This window comes from Elusimicrobiota bacterium (assembly GCA_016182905.1).
Taxonomy (GTDB): Bacteria; Elusimicrobiota; Elusimicrobia; order UBA1565; family UBA9628; genus GWA2-66-18.
In genome coordinates this window covers 32,932-56,130 of record JACPFR010000014.1, presented here as the reverse complement: position 1 = coordinate 56,130, position 23,199 = coordinate 32,932, and the positions used below count along the sequence as shown (strand labels likewise).

At 65.9% G+C, this 23,199-nt stretch carries 23 protein-coding genes; 12 read left to right on the top strand and 11 right to left on the bottom strand.

Annotated features, from left to right (window positions below; all coding sequences use genetic code 11):
• The first annotated feature begins 86 nt into the window (after positions 1–86).
• The gene (locus HYV14_05605) at positions 87–533 is read left to right on the top strand and encodes a hypothetical protein (GenBank protein MBI2385475.1); all 447 of its coding nucleotides are present in this window, start codon (positions 87–89) and stop codon (positions 531–533) included.
• Positions 534–1,040, top strand: coding sequence for a hypothetical protein (locus HYV14_05600; GenBank protein MBI2385474.1), 507 nt, complete (start codon positions 534–536; stop codon positions 1,038–1,040). It abuts the gene before it with no gap.
• A gap of 109 nt (positions 1,041–1,149) precedes the next feature.
• On the opposite strand, the gene lepB is transcribed toward HYV14_05600, so the two are convergent.
• The 11 genes from lepB to raiA all read right to left on the bottom strand — a co-directional run bounded on the left by lepB (position 1,150) and on the right by raiA (position 10,734).
• A complete protein-coding gene (lepB, locus tag HYV14_05595; protein MBI2385473.1) occupies positions 1,150–1,989 on the bottom strand; it encodes a signal peptidase I in 840 nt (279 codons plus the stop codon).
• A gap of 191 nt (positions 1,990–2,180) precedes the next feature.
• On the bottom strand, positions 2,181–3,989 hold the full coding sequence (gene lepA / locus HYV14_05590) for an elongation factor 4 (GenBank protein ID MBI2385472.1): 1,809 nt from the start codon (positions 3,987–3,989) through the stop codon (positions 2,181–2,183).
• A 6-nt stretch (positions 3,990–3,995) separates the two neighbouring features.
• Positions 3,996–5,717, bottom strand: coding sequence for a phosphoenolpyruvate--protein phosphotransferase (gene ptsP / locus HYV14_05585; GenBank protein ID MBI2385471.1), 1,722 nt, complete (start codon positions 5,715–5,717; stop codon positions 3,996–3,998).
• A 141-nt stretch (positions 5,718–5,858) separates the two neighbouring features.
• The gene (locus tag HYV14_05580) at positions 5,859–6,125 is read right to left on the bottom strand and encodes an HPr family phosphocarrier protein (protein MBI2385470.1); all 267 of its coding nucleotides are present in this window, start codon (positions 6,123–6,125) and stop codon (positions 5,859–5,861) included.
• Entirely contained in the window at positions 6,122–6,910 is a 789-nt protein-coding gene (locus HYV14_05575; protein MBI2385469.1) for a PTS system mannose/fructose/sorbose family transporter subunit IID, read from the bottom strand. Before HYV14_05575 ends, HYV14_05580 begins: the two co-directional genes overlap by 4 nt.
• Complete coding sequence (locus HYV14_05570; protein MBI2385468.1) at positions 6,907–7,503, bottom strand: hypothetical protein; 597 nt, start codon at positions 7,501–7,503, stop codon at positions 6,907–6,909. The genes HYV14_05575 and HYV14_05570 overlap by 4 nt, the downstream gene beginning before the upstream one ends.
• Positions 7,500–7,982, bottom strand: coding sequence for a PTS sugar transporter subunit IIB (locus HYV14_05565; GenBank protein MBI2385467.1), 483 nt, complete (start codon positions 7,980–7,982; stop codon positions 7,500–7,502). Before HYV14_05565 ends, HYV14_05570 begins: the two co-directional genes overlap by 4 nt.
• Positions 7,982–8,401 carry a PTS galactitol transporter subunit IIBC gene (locus HYV14_05560; GenBank protein MBI2385466.1) on the bottom strand — a complete coding sequence of 140 codons (420 nt, stop codon included), beginning with the start codon at positions 8,399–8,401 and terminating at the stop codon, positions 7,982–7,984. Before HYV14_05560 ends, HYV14_05565 begins: the two co-directional genes overlap by 1 nt.
• On the bottom strand, positions 8,398–9,258 hold the full coding sequence (rapZ, locus tag HYV14_05555; protein ID MBI2385465.1) for an RNase adapter RapZ: 861 nt from the start codon (positions 9,256–9,258) through the stop codon (positions 8,398–8,400). The genes HYV14_05560 and rapZ overlap by 4 nt, the downstream gene beginning before the upstream one ends.
• Entirely contained in the window at positions 9,255–10,205 is a 951-nt protein-coding gene (gene hprK, locus HYV14_05550; GenBank protein ID MBI2385464.1) for an HPr(Ser) kinase/phosphatase, read from the bottom strand. The genes rapZ and hprK overlap by 4 nt, the downstream gene beginning before the upstream one ends.
• Positions 10,206–10,209: 4 nt before the next feature.
• On the bottom strand, positions 10,210–10,734 hold the full coding sequence (raiA, locus tag HYV14_05545) for a ribosome-associated translation inhibitor RaiA (protein MBI2385463.1): 525 nt from the start codon (positions 10,732–10,734) through the stop codon (positions 10,210–10,212).
• Between the two features lie 244 nt (positions 10,735–10,978).
• Between raiA and dnaA the strand changes: the two genes are divergently transcribed.
• The 10 genes from dnaA to speE all read left to right on the top strand — a co-directional run bounded on the left by dnaA (position 10,979) and on the right by speE (position 23,184).
• Positions 10,979–12,328, top strand: coding sequence for a chromosomal replication initiator protein DnaA (dnaA, locus tag HYV14_05540; protein ID MBI2385462.1), 1,350 nt, complete (start codon positions 10,979–10,981; stop codon positions 12,326–12,328).
• Between the two features lie 197 nt (positions 12,329–12,525).
• Complete coding sequence (dnaN, locus tag HYV14_05535; protein ID MBI2385461.1) at positions 12,526–13,644, top strand: DNA polymerase III subunit beta; 1,119 nt, start codon at positions 12,526–12,528, stop codon at positions 13,642–13,644.
• Entirely contained in the window at positions 13,641–13,946 is a 306-nt protein-coding gene (locus HYV14_05530; protein ID MBI2385460.1) for a DUF721 domain-containing protein, read from the top strand. The genes dnaN and HYV14_05530 overlap by 4 nt, the downstream gene beginning before the upstream one ends.
• Before the next feature lie 40 nt (positions 13,947–13,986).
• Positions 13,987–16,509 carry a DNA topoisomerase (ATP-hydrolyzing) subunit B gene (gyrB, locus tag HYV14_05525; protein MBI2385459.1) on the top strand — a complete coding sequence of 841 codons (2,523 nt, stop codon included), beginning with the start codon at positions 13,987–13,989 and terminating at the stop codon, positions 16,507–16,509.
• 134 nt (positions 16,510–16,643) lie between these two features.
• Positions 16,644–19,160 carry a DNA gyrase subunit A gene (gene gyrA, locus HYV14_05520; GenBank protein ID MBI2385458.1) on the top strand — a complete coding sequence of 839 codons (2,517 nt, stop codon included), beginning with the start codon at positions 16,644–16,646 and terminating at the stop codon, positions 19,158–19,160.
• 10 nt (positions 19,161–19,170) lie between these two features.
• Positions 19,171–19,689, top strand: coding sequence for a hypothetical protein (locus HYV14_05515; GenBank protein ID MBI2385457.1), 519 nt, complete (start codon positions 19,171–19,173; stop codon positions 19,687–19,689).
• Positions 19,686–20,987: a serine--tRNA ligase gene (gene serS / locus HYV14_05510; GenBank protein MBI2385456.1), complete on the top strand. Its 1,302-nt coding sequence runs from the start codon at positions 19,686–19,688 to the stop codon at positions 20,985–20,987. The genes HYV14_05515 and serS overlap by 4 nt, the downstream gene beginning before the upstream one ends.
• Positions 20,988–20,989: 2 nt before the next feature.
• A complete protein-coding gene (locus HYV14_05505) occupies positions 20,990–21,400 on the top strand; it encodes a hypothetical protein (GenBank protein MBI2385455.1) in 411 nt (136 codons plus the stop codon).
• A complete protein-coding gene (locus tag HYV14_05500) occupies positions 21,401–22,339 on the top strand; it encodes an adenosylmethionine decarboxylase (GenBank protein ID MBI2385454.1) in 939 nt (312 codons plus the stop codon).
• Positions 22,336–23,184 (top strand): polyamine aminopropyltransferase, encoded by an 849-nt coding sequence (gene speE / locus HYV14_05495; GenBank protein MBI2385453.1) that lies wholly within the window; start codon positions 22,336–22,338, stop codon positions 23,182–23,184. Before HYV14_05500 ends, speE begins: the two co-directional genes overlap by 4 nt.
• Positions 23,185–23,199 lie beyond the last annotated feature (15 nt).

Sequence of the window (23,199 nt, the reverse complement as noted above, 5' to 3'; positions counted from 1 at the left end):
GCGAGTCCGGACCTGTAAGTCTTTCTTGGCGAGATCGGTATGAAGTCGACGGAGGCCGCGTGACGAATCAGATCGATAAGAGTCCGTTGTCCAGGCTGAAGGAGCACCTCCCGTTCCTGATCGAGGCGGGCTGGTCCCCGAGCCTCGTTTTCATCCTCCATTGCGTCCTCTCGCTCGGCTTCGACGCCTATGACGTCCTCCCTTCCCTCGACGTGCCGATGCACCTGCTCGGCGGCGCTGCCATCGCCTATTTCTTCCATGTCGTCGTCGCCTACGCCGACCGTCTCGGCTGGGTCCGCGTCGGGAGCAAGGCGGCCGAGTCGATCATGGTCTTCGGCCTGGTCGCGGCCGCGACCGTCGTTTGGGAGTTCGCGGAGTTCCTTGGCGACTATTTATTCCGCCTCGGCGCCCAGCCGGACGTGGCGAACACGATGAAGGACCAGTTCATGGGGCTCGTCGGCGGCGTCGCCTACATCGGATTCCGCCTCAAGGGCGTCCCGGCCGGCGCGCCGGCCTTGCTGAGAGAAGACTAGATGCCCTTTACCCCGTTCCATTTCGGGCCGGGACTGCTGGTGAAAGGCCTGGCGCCCGGCCGCTTCTCCTGGACGACCTTCGCCGCCGCGCAGGTCCTCATCGATTGCGAGACGCTCTATCACATCCTGAAGCACGAATATCCTCTCCATCGCGGGCTGCATACCTTCATCGGGGCGACGTCGGCGGGTTTGGCGACCGCGATCTTATTCCTCGGCCTGCGCCGCCTGGCTCCCGGCCCCGTCGCGCGGCTGGAAGCGTCTTCCCCTTTCCTGAAATCCGAGGTCTCGACGGCCGGGATCCTCGCCGGAGGGCTGGTCGGGGGAGCCTCCCATCCTTTTCTGGATGGGCTCATGCACGGCGACGTCCGGCCCTTCGCGCCCTGGTCCGACGCCAATCCTTTATTAGGAACGATCGGGCTGGGTTCGCTTCACTTGGCGTGCTTCGCCGCGGCCATGGCCGGCGTGACGCTCCTGTGGGCGCGCTCGAACCGGAATCACTCGGGATAATCACTATTCCCGGGAATAGTGATTATCAATAGTTTTTTCCTGCCTCGCGGCTGTTTCCGGAAACAGCCGGCCATGGACTCGCACCGGCGCGAGTCCGATGTCCCCGCCGCTAGCGCACGACCTTCATGCGCGACGGCGGCCAGTAGATGAACCAGGCCTTGCCCTTGATGAAGCGGTCGTCGACGGGGCCCCAGTAGCGCGAGTCGCAGGAGTGGTCGCGGTTGTCGCCCATCATGAAGTAGGCGCCCTCCGGGACCTTCACGGGCCCGAGGAAGTCCTTCTGGATATCTCCAAGCTCGCGGTCGAGCTTGTGCTCCTGCCAGAGCCGCTGGTAGCGCTCGGGTGAGATCTCCTTGGCGTGGACCGACTCGGGCTGGCGGTAAGGCTCGTCCCACTGGGCGTAGTTCTCGTCGCTCATCAGCTTGCCGTCGACGATGACCTTCCCGGCGCTGACGGTGATCGTCTCGCCGGGCAGGCCGATGACGCGCTTGATGAAGTTCTCCCCCGCGTTGATCTTTCCGCAGTGCGTGTCGCGCGGGTCGGTGACCGGGAACTCGAAGACCATGACGTCGCCGCGCTGGACCTTGCGCAGGGGCAGGACGCGCTTGCCCCACAGCGGCACGCGCAGGCCGTAGACGAACTTGTTGACGAAGAGATGGTCGCCGATGAGCAAGGTCTTCTCCATCGAGCCGGACGGGATCTTGAACGCCTGGATGAGGAAGGTCATGAGGACCCAGGCGAGCAGGGCCGAGGAGAACACGGTGTCCGCCCACTCCAGGTCGTCGTCGAGGTAGAAGCGGCGGCTCTCCACGCTCTCGCCCTTGGACCAGGCGCGCCAGAAGCCGATGGTGGCGAAGACGGCGGCGGCCGTGAGCGCGGGCAGGAGGTCGCCCACGCGCAGGACGCGCGCCCACAGCGCGATGACCTTGGTGCGGCCCTCGAACACCATGGTCAGGATCATGACGATGGAGAAGGCCGCGATCGCGTAGAACAGCGCGTGCCACAGCGCCGACTGGAGCGGGGAGACGGGGCCGCCGCGGTCCTTCCAGCGGCGGGAGTGCCAGGCGAAGAGACCGAGAGAGACGCCGACGAAAAGCAACCGTTCTTCCATGAAATTCCTCGTTACAGGCGCCGCTCGGGCTAGCCGGCGTCCTCGTCGATCTTGAGCACCGCGAGGAACGCCTCTTGGGGGACCTCGACGGAGCCGATCAGCTTGGCCCGCTTCTTTCCTTCCTTCTGCTTGCCCAGCAATTTCTTCTTGCGCGTGATGTCGCCGCCGTAGCACTTGGCGATGACGTCCTTGCGCTTGGCGCCGATCGTCTCGCGCGCGATGATCTTGCCGTTGACGCGGCCCTGGATCGCCACCTCGAAGTTCTGGCGGTCGATGAGCTCCTTGAGCTTCTCGCAGAGCTTGCGCGCGACGTCCTGCGCCTTGTCGCGGTGCACGATCTGGGAGAGCGCGTCGACGGGCTCGGCGTGGATGAGGATCTCGAGCTTGACCATGTCCGACTCGCGGTCGCCGATCGGCTGGTAGTCGAGCGTCGCGTAGCCCTTGGAGACCGACTTGAGGCGGTCGTAGAAGTTGACGACCATCTCGGCAAGCGGCAGCTCGTACTTGATGAGCATGCGCGTGGGCGAGAGGTACTCGATGCCGACGTACACGCCGCGGCGCTCCTTGATGAGGTTGAGGACCGGCTCCTGGTGCTCGATGGGCAGCACGATGGTCAGCAGGACGTAGGGCTCCTCGATGGTCTTGATGAAGCCGTGCTCGGGGAACTTGGCCGGGTTGTCGATGACGATCCACTTGCCTTCGTAGGTCTGCACGCGATAGATGACGTTCGGCGCGGTCACGATCAGGTCGAGGCCGAACTCGCGGGTGAGACGCTCCTTGACGATGTCCATGTGCAGCAGGCCGAGGAAGCCGAGGCGGTAGCCGAAGCCGAGCGCCTGCGAGGAGTCGGCCATGTAGTTGAAGGACGAGTCCTCCAGGTTGAGCTTGTCGAGGGCGTACTTGAGGGCCGTGTACTCGGTCTGGTCGATCGGGAAGATGCCGGCGAAGACGACCGGCTTGGCTTCTTTATAGCCCGGCAGGGGAGCCGTCAGCGGACGGTCCTTCTCCATGACCGTGTCGCCGACGCGCACGGTGTGGATGTCCTTGATGCCGCAGATCAGGTAGCCGGCCTCGCCGGCGCCGAGCGTGTCGGCGGGGACCATCTTGGGCTTGAGGAAGCCGACCTCCTCGACGATCGCCTCGGTGCCGGTGGAGAAGAACTTCACGCGCATGCCCTTCTTCATCGTGCCGTCGACGACGCGCACGAGCAGGATCACGCCGCGGAAGGTGGAGTAGGAGGAGTCGAAGATCAGCGCGGAGAGCGGGGCCTTCGGGTCTCCGGCCGGGGCGGGGATCTCCCGGACGACCGCGTCGAGGACCGCCTGGCAGCCCTCGCCGCTCTTCGCGGAGATCAGGACGGGGTCCTCCACGATCTTGAGCACGTCGAAGATCTGCTCCAGGGTCCCGTCGACGTCGGACGACGGAAGGTCGATCTTGTTGATGACCGGGATGATGCGCAGACCGACCGCTTGGGCGAGCGTCGCGTTGGCCAAGGTCTGCGCCTGGACGCCCTGCGTGGCGTCGACGACGAGCAGTGCGCCCTCGCAGGCGGCGAGCGCGCGGCTGACCTCGTAGGTGAAGTCCACGTGGCCGGGCGTGTCGATGAGGTTGAGCAGCCACTGCTGGCCGTCGGGCGCGGCGTAGTCCATGCGCACGGCCTTGGCCTTGATCGTGATGCCGCGCTCGCGCTCGAGCTCCATCGAGTCCATGATCTGGGCCTGCATGTCGCGGCGGGCGATGGTGCCGGTCATCTCGAGCAGGCGGTCCGCCAAGGTGGATTTGCCGTGGTCGATATGGGCGATGATGGAGAAATTTCGGATGCGGTCGGGGGCGCTCATGGTGTCCTAGGGGTTCTGCTCGAGCAGTCGCCGGACTTCGTCCGACTCGGCGCAGGCGATCGCTTTCGCCACGAGGCGCTTCATCGACTCGTGCTTGAGGCCGCGGATCGTCTGCTTGACGCGCAGGAACATGCGCGGCGAGACGCTCATCGCGTCGACGCCGAGCCCGACGAGCAGCGGCACCGCGCGCGGGTCCGAGGTCATCTCGCCGCACACGCCGACCCACTTGCCCTTGGCGTGCGCCGCGCGCACGATCGAGTCGAGCAAGGTGATGACGGCGGGATGGTACGGGTCGTAGAGATGGGTGACGTTCTCGTTGATGCGGTCGACAGCCAGCGTGTATTGAATGAGGTCGTTCGTGCCGATGGAGACGAAGTCCACGTGCGGCAGGAACGCGTCGAGAAGGATCGCCGTCGAGGGGATCTCGACCATGATGCCGAGCTCGAGCTCCTCCTTGAAGACCACGCCTTCCGCCGCGAGCTCGGCGCGCGCCTGCTCGAGCAGGCGCCGCGCGGCGAGGACCTCGCCGACGGCGGAGACCATCGGGATCATCACGCGGACCTTGCCCTTGAGCGAGGCGCGCAGGATCGCGCGCAGCTGCGTCTTGAACAGGTCGAGGTGGCGCAGGAAGAGCCGGACGCCGCGCAGGCCCATGAACGGGTTCGTCTCGTTCTTCGGCCCCTCGATGCCGAGCATGGAGAGGCGGTCGCCGCCGATGTCGGCCGTGCGGATGATGACCTCGCGGGTCTCGAGCGCCTTGACGGCGGCGGCGTACGCCTTGACCTGCTCCTCCTCGGAGGGCGGCTCGGTGCGGTTGAGGAAGAGGTACTCGGTGCGGAAGAGGCCGACGCCGTCGACCTGCAGGGAGACGACGTTCTTGAGCTCCTCGGGGGAGTCGAGGTTCGCCTCGAGCTTGAACGCCCGGCCGTCGAGCGTGACGGCGGGCTGTCCCTTCAGCGTCTCGAGAGAGCGCTCCTCGGCCTCGGCCCGCGATTGGACCTTCTCGTACTTGGCGACGGTCTCGGGGCCGGGGTTGATGATGACGAGGCCCTGCTCGCCGTCGAGGATGACCGTGTCGCCCGTGCGCACCCGCCGGCTGACGTCGGAGAGGCCGACGACCGCGGTGATCTCGAGGCTCTGGGCGAGGATGGCCGTGTGGCTCGTCTTGCCGCCGAGGTCGGTGGCGAAGCCGATGATCTTCGTCTCCTTGAGGCCCATCGTGTCGGAGGGCAGCAGGTTGCGGGAGATGAGGATGCACTCCTCGTCGATGTCCGCCAGCGAGCGCTTCTGGCGCTTCATCAGGTGGAGGAGGAGGCGCTTGCCGACGTCGAACAGGTCGTGGCGGCGCTCGCGGAAGAACTCGTCCTCCATGCGCTCGAATTGCCTGTTGACCTGCTCGAGGGCCTCGGAGAGCGCGAACTCGGCGTTGACGCCCTCCTCCTGGATGCGCTTGGGCACGTCGTGCGTGATCAGCGAGTCCTTCAGGATGAGGCGGTGGGCGTCGATGAGCTTGGCGTGGTGCTTGCCGAGGACCTTGAGCACCTTCTGCTCGGCGGAGTCGAGGTCGCGGTGGGTCGCCTTCTGCGCGACCTTGAAGCGGCGGACCTCCTCCTTGATCTTGTCGCGCGGGATCTCCACGCGCTCGACGACGATGTCCTCGTCCTCGACCACGTACGCGCGGCCGATCGCGATCCCGGGGCTGGCGGCTATCCCTTTGATAACGATCAAGAGAAAGCCCCCGACGGGAACGGATTTGACCACAAAGACACCAAGACACCAGGAACGGCGGAAGGGTTAACAGCAACGCGCGTTGCCGTTACCATTCTTTTCGTTCTTTGTGTCTTTGTGTCTTTGTGGTTCATTCGTTCGTTAAGTCTCATCGAACCGGCGCTCGAAAAGTTTTTCCAGGGCCTCGATGGCTTTCGCCTCGTCGGGGCCGTCGGCCTTGATAGTGAGCTTGGAGCCGCTCTCCGCGGCCAGAAGCATGAGGCCCATCACGCTCTTGCCGTTGACCTGGAGGCCGTCCTTGACGACGTAGATCTGGCTCTTGAACTTGCCCGCTTCCTGGACGAACATCGCCGCGGGCCTCGCGTGCAGGCCCATGCGGTTCTTGATCGTCATGGTTTTTTCCATCACGGCCGGACCCCCGCGGCCGCGGCGGCCATGCCGCCGAGGCCCGCGAACCCGAGCTGGGCGAGAGGGGACACCCCGCGCCAGGTGAGGACGAGCCCCGCGGCGAAGGTCAGCGCCGCCGTGAGGCGGTCGCCGACGCCGAGGAGCCCCGCGGCGATCGCGAACGACGCCATGGCGCCGCCGACCGTCGCCCGGCGCAGGCCCGCGATCCAGGATTGGACGGGAAGGCGGGTGAGGGCGATCACGGCGCGCTCGCCCTCGGCGAGCCCGCGCTGCAGGCCGTACGCCCGCGCGGCCAGGGCCGGGACGTTGTAGACGCACAGCGCGGTCGCCGCCGCCCAGGCCGGAGCGTGAGGCAGTCCGAGCCAGTAGGCCCCCTGCGCGGCGAGTATGCCCGCCAAGGCGCTCGCGGGGCGCAGGCCGCCCCAGAAGAACGAGTCGTACAGGCCGGCGAGCGACGCGCCGAGCGACGCCTTCTGCGTCACGAGCCGGGCGATCGCCGCCTCGCGCGCCGCGCCCGTCAGCGCGGCCGCCGCGGCCTCCTGGCGGCAGACGACGCCCGCGGCCAGCCACGCCGCGACCGGATGCGTGTTGAAATACTCCAGATGGCGCCCGCGGGCGGCGGATAGAGCCGCCGGCTCGGCCGCCCAACAGGCTTCGAGCCACGGGTCGAGGGCGAAGGCGAAGCCGGAGCCCTGCATCCGCGCGGGGTCCCAACGCGCCTGGAGCAGCAGCAGCCGCCCGGCGATCCGAGCCTTCATCCGCGGCGTCATGACGGGCAGGCTCATGAGCGCTTCAGCCCCCAGGCCGCGAGTCCGGACAGGCCGATCCACGGCGCGCTCGAGGCCGCGAGCGCCGCGCCGCCCTGGAGGACCGCGGGCGCGCCCGCCCACCAGGCCCGGTCCACGGCGCCGACGGCGGCGACGACCGCCCCGGCCACCGCGAAGGTCATCGCCGCGTGCAGGGCGATCGAGGAGCCCAGGGCCCGTCCGAGGGCCGGGCCGCCCGCCTCCGCGCGCCGGACGAGGGCGTCTCCGGTCGACGCGCGGCGGGCTCGCTCGAAGGCCTCCGCCCGGGCGTGGAGGACGCCGGCGGCGACGCCGCCGAGGAAGCAGAGGGAGAACGACGTCCCGCGGCCCGCGAGCGCCGTCGCCGTGCCCGCCGCGACCGGCGCCGACCAGGTCAGGCAGCCGCCGACGGGAAGGTCGCACAGGCTCAACAGCTCGAACGCCGCGCCGAACAGCATCCCGGCCTGCGCCTGGCCCGTCAGCGCGCCGAGCACCGCGCCCACGATGAGCGGGCGCGAGACCATGGTCTGCGCGACCAGGACCGCGTCGAGCTCGAGCACGGCCAGCACGGCGCAGGCGGCGGCGGCGCTCATCGGCCCTCCAGCGCGGCGGTCAAGTCTTCCTCGGCGTCGCCGGGAAGCGCGCGCCCTTCGAGGCGGACGCCCTTCGCCGCGAGAGCGCGCAGCGCGAGCCGGTCTTTCTCGTCGAGGAAGAGGGCGCGGCCGAGCTGGACCTTGCCGACCGTGTAGTGGAGGCCGCCGACGTTGATCCGGTCGACCGTCAGGCCCTTCTCGACGAGGGCCAGGGCCTCGGCGGGGCCGGGAACGAGGACCAGCGCCGATCGAGCGGCCATCCGCGGGGACGTCAAGGAGGCGGCCGCCTCGGCGACCGGAAGGACGAGAAGGCCGACGGACGCGGGAAGCGCCATCTTCATCAGCGCGGTCTGGATCTCGTCGGCGGCCGCGGCGTCGGAGACGACGACGACGAGGTCCACATTGAGGAAGGGCACCCAGCCCTCGACCACCTGGCCGTGGATGAGGCGGTCGTCGACGCGGAGTAAGGTGACGCCCATCAGCGGGTCCCCACCGCGGCGACGAACATCGCGCGGATGTCCTTGATCGACTTCTGCCCGTCGGCGACGACCTTCTCGACGAGGCGCGGCAGCGGCAGCTGAGAGCGGCCGCTGAAGGCGGAGACGAGCATGTAGAGGTTGACGCCGCTGATCATCTCGACGTTCTTCTCGTCGCGGATCAGCGGGAAGGACACGTTGTTGGGCGTGCCGCCCGGCATGTCGGTGAACACCAGCACGCCGTCCGGGCCGGCGAGCTCGGCCAGCGCGCGCTCGATGCGGCGCCGGATGTCCTCGATCGACTGGCGCGAGGAGGTGGCCACGACGCGCACGCCCTGGGCCTGGCGGCCGACGATGCCTTCCGCGGCCTCGACGAGGTACGCGCCGAACTCCCCGTGGGTCACGACGATGAAATTGATCACAGCGTGACGTCCCGGTGGAACTCCTGGACCGGGTGGCCGGTCGCGCGGAGCTTCTGCGCGAGCCAGCGCGTGCAGAACACGCTCCGGTGGCGGCCGCCGGTGCAGCCGATGGCGATCGTCAGGTAGGATTTCCCCTCGCGCACGTAGTGCGGGAGCAAGGTCGAGATGAGCTTATGCCAGTCGTTGAGGAACCTGCGGGCCACGGGCTGGGCCAGGATGTATTTCTGCACGGGCTCGTCGAGGCCGGTCTTCTTGCGCAGGGCGGACAGGTAATGCGGGTTCGGCAGGAAGCGGACGTCCATGACGATGTCCGCGTCGATCGGCATGCCGTGCTTGTAGCCGAAGCTGACGACCTGCAAGGTCATCTCCCGGGTGAGCGTCAGGCCGAGCGTCTCGGAGATCTTCTCCTTGAGCTCGCCGAGCGTCAGGCGCGTCGTGTCGATGACCTTGTCGGCCGCGCCCTTGATCGGGGCGAGGAGGCGGCGCTCCTGCTTGACCGCGTCGGCGATCTTGCCGCCGAGCGGGTGGCGGTGGCGCGTCTCCGAGAAGCGGTGGATGACCGTCGCGTCCGCCGCGTCGATGAACAGGACGTTGACGTCGAGGCCCTGGCTCTTCAGGCGCCGCAGCAGCGGCGGCAGCGCGCCGAGGACCTTGCCCTCGCGGACGTCCATGCCCAGCGCCACGCGCGTCATCGCCGGCGACTTCTGCACGAAGGCCGCGAACTCGTCGAGCAGCGCGATCGGGAGGTTGTCGACGCAGAACCAGCCGAAGTCCTCGAACACCTTGAGCGCCTGGCTCTTGCCCGCGCCCGAAACGCCGGTGATGACGAAGATCTTCTTCGGCGCGGCCTTCTTCATCCGCGCTCCTTGGTCTTCATGCGCTCGATGAGGCGCTGGTTGAAGTTCTCCGCCGAGAAGTAGCCCTGCGAGCGCAGGCGCTGGTTGAGCGCGGCGACCTCGATGAGCACGGCGAGGTTGCGGCCCGGGCTGACGGGGATGCGGATGAGCGGGATCTCCACGTCGAGGATGGAGAGCTTCTTGGCGTCGAGCCCGGTCCGATCGTACGCCGTGCCCGCGGTCCACGCCTCGAGCTTGATCGCGAGCTCGATGCGCGTGCGGTCGAGGATCGCGCCGATGCCGAAGAGGAGCTTGACGTCGATGACGCCGAGGCCGCGCACCTCCATGTGGTTCTTGAGGGGCTCGGGGCAGGATCCTCTCAAATAGCCGCCGCGGCGGTGCTGGATCTGCACCGCGTCGTCGGCCACGAGGATGTGTCCGCGCTTGAGCAGCTCGAGCGCGCACTCCGACTTGCCGATCCCGGAGTCGCCCTGGATGATGACGCCGAGACCGTAGACGTCGACGAGCACGCCGTGCATGGTGGTCGCCGGCGCCAGGCGCGCCTCGAGTGCCTCCGACAATTCGCCGGTCAAGGTCGTCGTGTCGTAGGCGGAGCGCATCAGCGGCACGCCGTGCTTCTTGCACGCCTGCGCCAGCGCCGGCGGCACCGGCGTGTTGTGCGTGACGATCACGCACGGCAGCTCGGCCACGGAGAGCATCGCCGACAGGGCGTCCGCCAGCTTCTTGGCGTCGGCTTTTTGGCAGTAGGCCTGCTCGCCGTTGCCGAAGATCTGCACGCGCTCCGCGCGGAAGCGGTCGAGGAACCCCGACAGCGCGAGTCCGGGGCGATTGAGGTCCGGCACCGTGATCCGGCGGCCGAGGGACTTCTCTCCCGACAGGAGCTCGAGGCGAAGCCTCTCGCCCTGCTCCTTGAGGAGTTCGCCGACGGTCAGTTCCGTCGCGTGCACGGCGTCAGCGCTTGAGCTTGCGGACGGGCTGGATGATCCCGAGGCTCTCGTCCTCGCGGCGGTAGAGGACCTGAACCTGGTCGGTGTCCTTGTCGAGGTAGACGAGGAACACGCGCTCGGACGAGTCGAACGCCGCCGAGGCCTGCTCGGGGGTCATCGGATAGACGGGCTGGCGCGAGACCGCGAAGGACGGCTCGACGGGAGGCACGGCCTCGGCCATCGTGTCGGAGGTCTTCGGCTTGTGGCGGCTCTTGATGCGCTCCTTGTGCTTCTTGAGCTGCGCGTCGATCTTGTCGGACGCGAGGTCGATGGCCGAGTAGAGGTCCGCGGCCGTCGCGATGGCGCGGAACGTCTGCCCCGGCGCGTGCACGATCATCTCCGCTTTATGAGAGCGCTTTTCCACGAAGAGAAAAGCCTGTCCCCAAACGATATGGTCGAAATATTTCTGGGTCTTCCCCATTTTCTGCTGGACGTACTCGCGCAGAGCGGGCGTGATCTTGAGCTGCTTGGCCGTCAGTTGGATCTCCATAGGTGAGAGATTCTAGCGGTTGGCCCTCGCGCTGTCAACGAATGAGGCGCCGTCGGCGCCGGCCTCGGGTTGACTCTATGGAAGAGAAACTGGTAGTATGGAGCCCGGTCCCGGGAAGAATTCCCGGGGCGCGCGGGCGCGTCGACCGCGGTCGCGAGACGTTGCGGCCGTTATTAAGATAAACACATATAAATAAAACATTTATCCTGTGGATAACCGAGTTATCCACATCTGTGAATAACCTGTGAAAATAGCCGACGGAATCGAGCTCTGGAATCAGACCGTGGAGCGCCTGCGCTCGGAGATCGGCGATGAGAACGCCGAGCTCTGGCTCAAGCCGGTCTCGGCCATATCGCTCGAAGGCGGGGTCCTGATGCTCAAGGTCCCCAACAAGTTCTTCTCGGACGGCATCAAGGAGCGCTACCAGAAGCGGCTGATCTCGCTGCTGCGCGACCTCTCCGGCCAGGAGATCGGCATCGACTTCCGCGTCGAGCGGGACCTGACGCGCGTGCTTCCTCCCTCGGATCCCGTGCCCGAGGCCTCGCCCCAGTCCGACTTCCCCCTCTCCGAGCTCAACCCTCGCTACACCTTCGACTCCTTCGTCATCGGCGAGTCGAACCGCCTCGCGCGCGCGACCGCGGAGTCGATCTCGAAGAGCCCGGGCACGCAGTACAACCCGTACGTGATCTACGGCGGCGTCGGCCTGGGCAAGACCCACATCATGCACGCGATCGGCAACGCGATCAGGCGCCATCATCCGCGCTCCCGCGTCCTTTACACGACCAGCGAGCAGTTCGTCAACGAGTTCATCGCCGCCGTGCAGAACAACCAGATCGACGCCTTCCGCGCCCGCTACCGTTCGTTGGATTGTCTGCTCATCGACGACATCCAGTTCCTGATCGCCAAGGACCGCTCGGAGCAGGAGTTCTTCCACACCTTCAACGCCCTCTTCGACTCCCGCAAGCAGATCGTCGTCAGCTCGGACCGCTCTCCGAAGGAGATGTCGCCGCTCGAGCAGCGCCTGGTCTCCCGGCTCGAGTGGGGCTTCGTCGCCGACATCAAGCCGCCCGACCTCGAGACCCGCATCGCGATCCTGCGCAAGAAGGCCGCGCACGAGGGCTTCACCGCGCCCGACGACGTCATCCTCTTCATCGCCTCCTCGGTCAAGACCAACGTCCGGGCGCTCGAGGGCTGCCTGATCCGCCTGAAGGCCTTCCAGGCGATGACCGGCGCCCCCCTGTCCGTCGACGACGCCCGGGACATCCTGAAGGACTCGATCGCCGTCGACGACTCCTCCCCGGTGAGGGTCGAGACGATCCAGCGGGTCGTCGCGCTCAAGTATTCCGTGGACGTCAAGGACCTCAAGGGGCATCAGCGCACCGTGTCCATCTCGATGCCCCGCCAGGTCGCGATGTACCTGTCCTGCGTGATGACGGAGCTGTCCTCGACCGACATCGGCCGGGCCTTCGGCGGCAAGGACCACTCGACGGTGCTGCACGCGCGCAAGAAGATCGAGAAGAAGATCGAGGAGGACCCGTTCTTCCTCGAGCTGATCAACAAGCTGCAGGCGGACATCAAGGCGGCGGAAAGATGACCGCCATGTGTCCGCCGCGTGTACATCCGGCCTGTGAACAGTTCGTGTACTTTTTACGACGATCGTGGACGGCGCGCCGAACTGTGGACAGTGTGGATAAGCCGGGAGAGTTATCCACAGAGTCCGGACGGATATTCACCAAGGGGAGCCGGGTTATCCACCGCGTCCCCCGCTCGATGACGGAGAGGATGATTTAAATGAAAATAAACATCAGCAAGGAAGAACTGGCGCGGGGAGTCCAGACCATCCAGTCCGCCCTGTCCAGCCGGACCACGCTCCCGATCCTCTTGAACTTCCTTTTGGAGACCGAAGACGAGAAGGTGAAGGTCATTTCGACCGACCTCGAGATGGGCGTCAAGCACTACATCAAGGCCGAGATCGAGACCGACGGCTCCATCACCATCCCAGCCAAGAAGTTCGCGGACATCCTCCACAGCCTCCCGGAATCCCAGGACATCGAACTCTCAGTGGACGCGGGCGGGAAGATATCCTTGAAGTGCGGGCGCTCGCGCTTCGGCATCGTGGGCTCCCCGAAGTCCGAATACCCCGTCCTGCCCGAATTCAACAAGGCCACGTCCTTCGAGATGCCCGCCGGGATCGTGGCCGGCATGATCAAGAAGACGATCTTCGCGGCCTCCTCCGACGAGACCCGCCACGTGCTCAACGGCGTCTTCTGGGCCGCGCGCAAGGGCGTCCTCGAGATGGTCTCCACCGACGGCCGCCGCCTCGCGGTGTGCGCGAAAAAGATCATCCCGAAGGACAAGGAGTTCTCGGTCATCGTGCCGACGAAGGTCCTTTCCGAGCTCCTCCGGCTCGTCACCTTGCTCGAGATCGAGGAGAACGACGACCAGAAGATCCTCGTGGCGGTGACGGAGAACCAGATCACGTTCCAGCTCAAGGACACGACCATCCTCTCCCGCCTCGTGGGAGGGGCGTTCCCCAACTACGATCAGGTCATCCCGACGAAGCGGGAGGTCGTCTTCACCGCCTCGACCAAGGACCTCCTCGCCGTGACCAAGCGCGCCTCGCTCTGCGCCGTCGACCGCGGAGGCTCCGTCAAATACGCTTTAAAGAAGGGGGCGCTGCACGTCACCTCCTCGAGCCAGAACAACGAGTTCAACGAGGATCTCGCGGTGGAGTACCCCGGCGCGGAGTTCTCCGTGGCCTTCAACCCTCAGTTCGTCATCGACGCCTTGAAGCACGTCGACACGGACACCGTGTCGGTGGCGATGACGAGCCCCGTCAACCCGGCCCTCTTCGAGCCGGCCGGCGGCGAGGGCGACTATAAGTTCGTCGTCATGCCGATGAGGCTGTGACCGCGGAAAGGGAGAAGCCCGGGCGCTGGTCCACCGCCGGCGACCTGGTCAAGAGTTTTTCGTACCGCGCCGGCACGGTCAACGACAAGTTGTCCCTGCTGAACGCGGTGTGGGACAAGGAGTGCGGCGCCTACGCCAAGCACTGGGCGCTCGTGGCCGTCAAGAAGGGGACTTTGTTCGTGAGGCCGAAGAGCGCTGCGGCGGCCCAGGAACTGCAGATGAGGTCGGGGGTCCTGTTGAGGTCCCTGAATAAATATTTCAGTCGTCCGTGGATCACGGCGGTCAAAACAACTTATCGGTAGCGGAGGCGGAATGTCCGAAGCTGCGATGGAGACGACAGATATGGCTAAGAAGGACGAGAAGTACGACGCATCGAACATCCAGGTGCTCGAGGGGCTCGAGGCCGTGCGCAAGCGCCCCGCGATGTACATCGGCAGCACCGGCCCGTCCGGCCTGCACCACCTGGTCTACGAGGTCGTCGACAACTCCGTCGACGAGATCTTGGCGGGCCGCTGCACGACCGTCGACGTGTTCATCCACCAGGGCAACTCGATCACCGTCAAGGACGACGGCTCGGGCATCCCCGTCGACCCGATGAAGGACCCCAAGTTCAAGGGCAAGTCCGCCCTCGAGGTCATCCTGACCGTGCTCCACGCCGGCGGCAAGTTCGACAAGGGCGCCTACAAGGTCTCCGGCGGCCTGCACGGCGTCGGCGTCACCTGCGTCAACGCCCTGTCCGAGTGGCTGAAGGCCGAGGTCCATCGCGACGGCAAGATGTGGATCCAGAACTACAAGCGCGGCAAGCCCGAGGCCGACGTGAAGGCCGCGGGCAACTCCGACTCCCACGGCACCAAGATCTCCTTCAAGCCCGACCCCGACATCTTCAACGGGCACATGTACTCCTTCGAGATCCTGTCGAACCGCCTGCGCGAACTCGCTTTCCTCAACGCCGGCGCGAAGATCTCCATCACCGACGAGCGCGAGGACAAGCGCCACGCCTTCCATTATGAGGGAGGCATCTCGCAGTTCGTCCAGCATCTCAACCACAACAAGAAGGTCGTCCATCGCGAGCCGATCTCGATGACCAAGGAGAAGGACGAGGTCATCGTCGACTTCGCGATCCAGTACAACGACGACTACTCCGAGACGGTGTTCTCCTTCGTCAACAACATCAAGACGCCCGAGGGCGGGACCCACTTGGCGGGCTTCCGCTCGGCGCTGACGCGCGTCATCAACGACTACATCAAGAAGTACGACCTCCTGAAGGGCAAGAACTTCAACGTGACCGGCGACGACGTGCGCGAAGGCCTGTGCGCCGTCCTGTCCGCGAAGATCCAGAACCCGCAGTTCGAGGGCCAGACGAAGTCCAAGCTCGGCAACGCCGAGGTCGAGGGCATCGTCAAGTCCATCGTGGGCGACGTGCTCGTCACGTTCTTCGAGGAGAACCCGTCCACCGCGAAGTCCATCTGCGCCAAGGCGATCGCCGGCGCCGAGGCCCGCGAGGCCGCGCGCAAGGCCAAGGACCTCACCCGCCGCAAGGGCGTGCTCGACGGCTCGAGCCTGCCCGGCAAGCTCGCCGACTGCCAGGAGCGCGACCCGGAGCGCTCCGAGCTGTTCATCGTCGAGGGAGACTCCGCCGGAGGCTCGGCCAAGCAGGGACGCGACCGCGTGTTCCAGGCGATCCTGCCCATCAAGGGCAAGATCTTGAACGTGGAGAAGGCGCGCCTGGTCAAGATCCTCTCGAACGAGGAAGTCCGCACTCTCATCTCGGCCATCGGGACCGGCATCGGGGAAGGCGAGGACGGCCTGAAGATGGACAAGCTCCGCTACCATAAGCTGATCATCATGGCCGACGCCGACGTGGACGGCCAGCATATCCGCACCTTGATCCTGACCTTCTTCTACCGGCAGATGAAGCAGCTCGTGGAGAACGGCCACATCTACATCGCCCAGCCCCCGCTCTTCAAGGTCAAGAAGGGCAAGACGGAGATGTACGTGGACACCGAGGAGAAGATGGAGCAGTGGCTTCTCAATGAAGGACGGAATTCTTTGGAAGTCACCGCGGTCAACCCGGCCAACGGCAAGTCGAAGAAGCTCGACGCCGAGGACCTGCGCGACCTGCTCAAGCTCCTGGCCGAGCTCGAGAGCCTGATCCGCCACATCGCCCGCAAGAGCCTGCACCTCGAGGACTTCCTCGAGTACCAGGCCAGCGGCAAGCTGCCCCTGTACCGCGTCGAGAAGAGCGCCGGCGAGTACCAGTTCTTCTACTCCGACAAGGAATGGAAGGTCTACCGCGACGCCTACGTCGCCGAGCAGAAGGCCAAGCTCGTCGCGGAGCGCGCCGAGAAGAAGAAGGCCCCCGCCGCGAAGGCCGCCCCCGCCGACGGCGAGGCGCCCGTCGAGGAGTCCGCCCTCAGCGAGGCCGACGAGGAATCCCTCGAGCCCGACGTGCAGGAGCTCTGGGAGATGGCCAAGCTCGAGACGTTGGCCAAGAAGTTCAAGGACATGGGCCTGGACCTGAAGTGGTACGAGGTCATGCGCGACGAGAACACCAAGCCCTTGTTCCGCGCGAAGACCTCGCACAACGAGGTCGACGGCTACAGCTTGAAGGACCTTCTCGAGATGGTCCGCGACGCCGGCCGCCACGGCGCGCAGATCCAGCGCTACAAAGGTCTCGGCGAGATGAACCCCGAGCAGCTCTGGGAGACCACGATGGACCCGAAGCGCCGCCGCCTGCTCCAGGTCAAGGTCGTCGACGCCGCCGACACGGAGAGCGCCTTCGTCACCCTCATGGGCGACAAGGTCGAGCCGCGCCGGCTGTTCATCGAGAAGCACGCGAAGGAAGTCAAGAACCTCGACATTTAGCAGGACACGCGGTATTGAAAGGAAAGTCCGGAATCATCGAACGCGGCGGATCGTCGCTGTCGTAGACGACAGTCGTGTTGTGAATCGTGTGGATAACTAACGGCCCGTAAAGCAATCACTCTTCGGAGATAATCATGAGCAAGCCCGATCAGCCCGAACTCACTCCCGAACCCGCCGGCAACATCATCCAGCGCGACCTCGGCGCCGAGATGCGCGGCTCCTACATCGACTACTCGATGTCGGTCATCGTCGGCCGCGCCCTGCCCGACGTGCGCGACGGCCTCAAGCCCGTCCATCGCCGCATCCTGTACGCGATGCACGACGAAGGCCTCGCCTCGAACAAGAAATACTCGAAGTGCGCCGGCGTCGTCGGCGAGGTCCTCAAGAAGTACCACCCGCACGGCGACTCCGCCGTGTACGACGCGATGGTGCGCATGGTCCAGGAGTTCTCGCTGCTCCACCCGCTCATCGACGGCCAGGGCAACTTCGGATCAGTGGACGGGGACCCGGCTGCCGCTTACCGTTATACGGAGTGCCGGCTCGCCAAGATCGCCGAAGAGGTCATGTCCGACATCGACCAGGACACGGTCGACTTCACCGCCAACTTCGACGGCACCACCACCGAGCCGTCGGTCATGCCCGCGAAGGTCCCGAACCTGCTCGTCAACGGCTCGTCGGGCATCGCCGTCGGCATGGCGACCAACATCCCCCCGCACAACCTCGGCGAGGTCTGCGAGGCGGCGATCACTTTGATCAAGGACCCGAAGATCGAGAACAAGGACCTGATGAAGATCATCAAGGGCCCCGACTTCCCGACCGGCGGCATCGTGCGCGGCCGCGCGGGCATCAAGGACTACTTCGAGACGGGACGCGGCTCCGTCCGGGTCCAATCCAAGACCGAGATCGAAGACATCAAGGGCAACCGCCAGGCCATCATCATCCACGAGCTCCCCTACCAGGTCAACAAGGCGACCTTGCTCGAGACGATCGCCGACCTCGTCCGCGACAAGAAGATACCCGACATCTCCGACATCCGCGACGAGTCCGACCGCAAGGGCATGCGCGTGGTCATCGAGATCAAGCGCGACGGCAACGCGAACGTGGTGCTCAACCAGCTCCTCAAGCACACGCAGATGGAGACGACGTTCGGCGTGATCCTCCTCTCCCTCGTCGACGGGCGCCCGCGCGTGCTCGGCGTTCGCGACATGCTCGGCCACTTCATCCAGCACCGCAAGGTCGTCGTGACCCGGCGCACGAAGTTCCAGCTGCGCAAGTGCCTCGACCGGGCCCATATCCTGGAAGGCCTGATCATCGCGATCAAGAACATCGACCGCGTCATCAAGATCATCCGCGCCGCGAAGGATACCGACGCGGCCCGGACCGAGCTGATGGAGGCCTTCGAGCTGTCGAAGGCCCAGACCAACGCCATCCTCGAGATGCGCCTGGCCAACCTGACCAAGCTCTCGGTCGGCGACCTGCAGGACGAGTACGACGGGCTGGTCAAGCGCATCGCCGAGCTCAAGGCGATCCTGGCCGACGTCAAGAAGGTCTACGCGATCATCGTCAAGGAGCTCGAGGGCGTCAAGGACGCCTTCGGCCGCTCGCGCCAGACCCAGATCACCTCCGAGGCCGCCGAGATGTCTCTCGAGGACCTCATCCAGAAGGAGGAGGTCGTGATCTCCCTCTCCAACACCGGCTACGTCAAGCGCATCCCCGTCGCCACCTATCAGGCCCAGGGCCGCGGCGGCAAGGGCATCACCGGCGCCGACGTGAAGGAAGAGGACTTCATCGAGCACTTCTTCGTCACCGACACCCACGCCGCGCTCCTGTTCTTCACGAACCGGGGCCGGGTCTTCGCGCTGCGCGCGTATGAGATCCCTGAAGGCAACCGCACTTCGCGCGGTAAAGCCGTTGTTAATTTGTTGGCTCTTACCGGCGAAGAGAAGGTCACTTCCGCGATCGCCATCCGCTCGTTCGAGGAAAAGAAAGGCCAGGAGACCTTCCTGGCGATGGCGACCCGCAACGGAACGGTCAAGAAGACGCCCCTTAGCGACTTCGAGAACATCCGCCGCAGCGGCATCATCGCGATCACCCTCGACGAGGGCGACGTCCTCGTGGAAGTGCAGCATACCTCCGGAAAAGACGAACTGCTCGTCGCCACCAAGGACGGCATGGTCATCCGCTTCCCGGAGAGCGACATCCGCTCGATGGGTCGCGGCGCCGCCGGCGTGCGCGGCATCCGCGTCGACAAGGACGACAAGGTCGTCGGCATGGAGGTCTTCCCGCCGAACACGAAGAAGACCTTGCTGACGGTCTGCGAGCACGGCCACGGCAAGCGCACCGAGCTCTCCGAGTACCGCGGGCAACACCGCGGCGGCGGCGGCATCATCACGATCAAGACGACGGACCGCAACGGCTCCGTGATCGGCGTGAAGCTCGTCACCGACGAGGACGACCTGATGGTGATGACCGAGCAGGGCAAGGCCGTCCGCCTGCGCTGCAAGGACATCAAGACCATCTCCCGCAACACCCAGGGCGTGCGCCTCGTGCGCCTCGAGGAGTCGGACAAGGTGGCGCGCGTGGCGCCGATCGCCAACGAGCCTCCCGTCAGCCCGATCCCCGAGCTTCCGATCGACGGCGGCAAGAAGTGAGGCGCGCGGGTTGAAGCGGCGCATCCTTCCCGTCCTGGCGTTCGCGGCCTTCGCGGCCGCGGACGCCGGGGCGGAGCTTTCCGTCGAGGGCCTGACCTGGCAGCGCGCGCGCGTGGAGCGCGGCCGCGTCGTCGCCTGGGAGGACGCGCCGGCCGTCTCCGACGCGGCCCCGAAGCTCGACGTCCGCCTGCGGGCGCGGCTGACGCTGAAGAACCGCGGCCCGATGCCGGCGGAAGGCATCCTGATCCGTTACGGCATGACCGGGCGCATAAAGCCCGCCGGCGGCGAGGCCGCGGACGGGTCGTGGGGAGTGCCGTTCGCCGTCGATGAGAAGCGCGTCCCCAAGGTCGGCGCCAACAAGATCCTGGACGTGTTCCTCACCACCTCCCCCGCCCTGGAGCTCTACCTCAACAAGCTCGGCCGCTCCGGCTGGTGGGCGGACCGCGTGAAGATCCAGGCGATGATCGAGCCGCACCAGGGCGCGGCCGCGGTCCAGTCGCTGGAGACGGTCCTGGAGGTCTCGAAGTGATCGATCTCGGCGGCGCACGGAAGAATCCCGCCGTGGTCCGGGCGGCGCTCTCGTCCCGGAATCCCAAGCTCGGCGCGGCCTTCGACGAGCTGATCAAGCTCGACGAGTCGCATCGGGCCCTCCTCAACGAAGTCGAGGATATGCGCGCCAAGCGCAACGCCGCCTCCCAACAGATCGGGAAGGCCATGGCCGCCAAGGACACGGCGACCGCGGAGAAGCTCAAGGCCGAGGTCTCCGAGCTCAAGGGCCGGATGACCGATAAAGAAGCCGCGCTGCTGGCATCCGAGAAGCTCATACGGGACGCGGCGATGAACATCCCCAACATCCCGCACGAGACCGTGCCCGTGGGCAAGGACGAGACCGAGAACCCGGTCGTCCGGACCGCCGGCGAGCCGCGCAAGTTCGATTTCAAGCCGTTGGACCACCAGACCGTCGCCGAGAAGCTGGGCGCCCTCGACATGAAGACGGGCGTCAAGCTCGCGGGCTCGCGCTTCGCGCTGTGGCAGGGCTCCGGCGCCAGGCTCATCCGGGCGCTGGGGAACTTCCTGCTCGACCGCCATGCCCAGAGCGGCTATCTCGAGGTGCATCCCCCCTATCTCGCGCTGCCCGAGGTCCTCGAGGGCACGAGCCAACTGCCCAAGTTCGAAGCCGACATGTACAAGACGGTCAACGTCGAGGGCGACAAGGTCAGCACCCTCTACCTGATCTCCACCTCCGAGATCGTGCTGACGAACATGGTCCGCGAGGAGATCCTGCCCGCCGAGAAGCTTCCGATGAAGCTCACCGCGCTGACCGCCTGCTTCCGCCAGGAGGCCGGCACCTACGGCAAGGACGTGCGCGGCGTCATCCGCAACCACCAGTTCGACAAGGTGGAGCTCGTCTGGATCACCAAGCCGGAAGACTCGCTCGCGGCGCTCGAGCAGCTGACGAAGGACGCCGCCGCGACGCTCGAGGCGCTCGAGCTGCCGCACCGCGTGATCCACCTGTGCACCGGCGACATGGGCTTCGCCTCCCGGAAGACGTACGACATCGAGGTCTGGATGCCGTCGGAGGACAAGTACCGCGAGATCTCCTCCTGCTCGGACTGCTCCGACTTCCAGGCCCGCCGCATGCAGGCCCGCTTCCGGCGCGACCCGAAGGCTCCGGCGGAGCTCGTGCACACCCTGAACGGCTCGGGGGTCGCGGTCGGCCGCCTGGCCGCCGCCGTGCTCGAGAACAACCAGCAGAACGACGGGTCCGTGATCATCCCGCGGGCGCTGGTCCCCTATTTCGGCGCCGAGCGCATCGCGATCCCCTGACCATGAAGGGCATCCGGAAACTCGACGCCGTCGTGGCCAAGCTCCTGGGCCCGAAGGGCTGCCCCTGGGACCGCGAGCAGACGCACAAGACCTTGATCCCCTTCCTCCGGGAAGAGTCCGTCGAGCTCGCCGTCGCGCTCGAGGGCGGACGCTGGCACGAGATCGAGGACGAACTCGGCGACATCCTGTTCCACGTCCTTTTCCACGCGCGACTGGGCAAGAAGCGCTTCGATCTGGACTCGATCGCCGAGAGCCAGGCCAAGAAGCTGATGCGCCGCCATCCCCACGTCTTCGGCCGCACCCGGCGCTTCAAGGACTCGAAGGAAGTGCTGGCGAACTGGAAGACGATCAAGGCCGGCGAGCGCGCGCTGCGCGCCAAGGAAGTCGCCGCGCGAAACAGGAGAAAGAAGTAGATGTTCTTCGAAGGACCGGAGAAGAAGGTCGAGCTCGCGATGACGCCGGGACTGCCGTCCCTGCGCGCGCGCGGCCACGACTACTGGAAGGGCATCGTCGCGAAGTCCAACGCGCAGGTCCTGTCCACGATCTCCAACGAGTCGATGGACGCCTACCTGCTGTCCGAGTCGAGCCTGTTCGTCACCGACACCTGGCTGACGATGATCACCTGCGGCCGCACCGACCTCGTCGCCGCAGTCCTCCAGCTGGTCGACGATTTCGGGACCGATTCCTTCCAGTACCTCGTCTACGAGCGCAAGAACGCCCATCACCAGGAGTACCAGCCCTCCAACTTCTTCGACGACTGCCGCCGCCTGACCGACCGGATGCCCGCGAAGTCCTACCGCTTCGGCGACGGCGACGACCACCACGTCTTCCTTTTCCATCTCGACAAGCCCTACGTGCCGGCGGCGGAGGACCTGACGCTCGAGATCCTGATGCACGGCATCGACCCCCAGGCCTCCCGCGTCTTCATGTCCGGCCCGGCCCGCAAGAAGGACTTCATCAAGGAGAAGTCGGGCGTCTGGTCGATCCTGCCCGGATTCCAAGTGGACGACTATCTCTTCGAGCCGATGGGCTATTCCCTCAACGCGATCCGCGGCTCGAAGTACTACACGATCCACGTCACGCCCCAGAAGATCGGCTCGTACGTGAGCTTCGAGACGAACGCGGTCGAGGGCGACGCCAACGAGACGATCACGCGCGTGCTCGACCTGTTCAAGCCCCAGTCCTGCGACGTGATCCTCTTCCAGCCGCAGTCCTCGCGGCAGAAGATCCGCTGCTACTACCCGATCAAGCGGGCCGTGCGCCAGAACCTCGCCTGCGGCTACCGGGTGACCTTCGACCATCACTTCAAGCCCGTCGAAGGCGCCGCGCCCGCCGTGGAGATCGTCCTGTGAGCAAAAAGACCGTCTGGGTCGACGAGGTCTACCAGGACATCGTCAGGACGAGCTTCAAGCTCAAGAAGCGGCTCTTCAAGGGGCGCAGCCCCTTTCAAAGCGTCGAGGTCGTCGAGACGGCCGGCCACGGACGGCTCCTGCTCATCGACGGGATGACGATGGTCTCCGAGCGCGACGAGTTCGTCTACCACGAGATGATCGCGCACCCCGCCCTGTTCCTGCACCCGAAGCCGCGGCGCGTGCTCGTCATCGGCGGCGGGGACGGCGGAACGGTGCGGGAGGTGCTGCGGCATAAGACGGTGGAGAGCTGCACGTTGGTCGAGATCGACGGCCTCGTGGTCTCCGCCTCGCGAAAGCACATCCCGCAGACGGCCGGAGCCCTCTCCGATAGACGGGCGACGGTGCTCATCGACGACGGCGTGAAGTTCGTCGCCGAGACGAGGGAGAAGTTCGACGTCGTGATCGTCGACTCGACCGAGCCGTTCGGCCCGGCCAAGGAGCTGTTCGGGCCGTCGTTCTACGAGAACGTGAAGCGGATCCTCACCGAGGACGGCGTGGTGGCCAGCCAGGCGGGCTCCCCCTTCTACGAGATCTCGACGATCAAGAACCTGTTCAAGATCACCAAGCCGATCTTCCCCGTCGTCGAGGTCTGCCTCTTCAACAACCTGACCTATCCGGGAGGGCTTTGGGCGTTCACGTTCGCCACGAAAGGCCTTCATCCGCTGCGCGACTTCAAGCCGGCGCGCGTGAAGAAGTCGGGGCTGAAGCTGCGCTGGTACAACGCCGAGATCCACGCCGCCTGCTTCGCCCTCCCGAACTTCCTCAAGAAAGCGATCGGACGCTAGCGCGCGCATCGACGG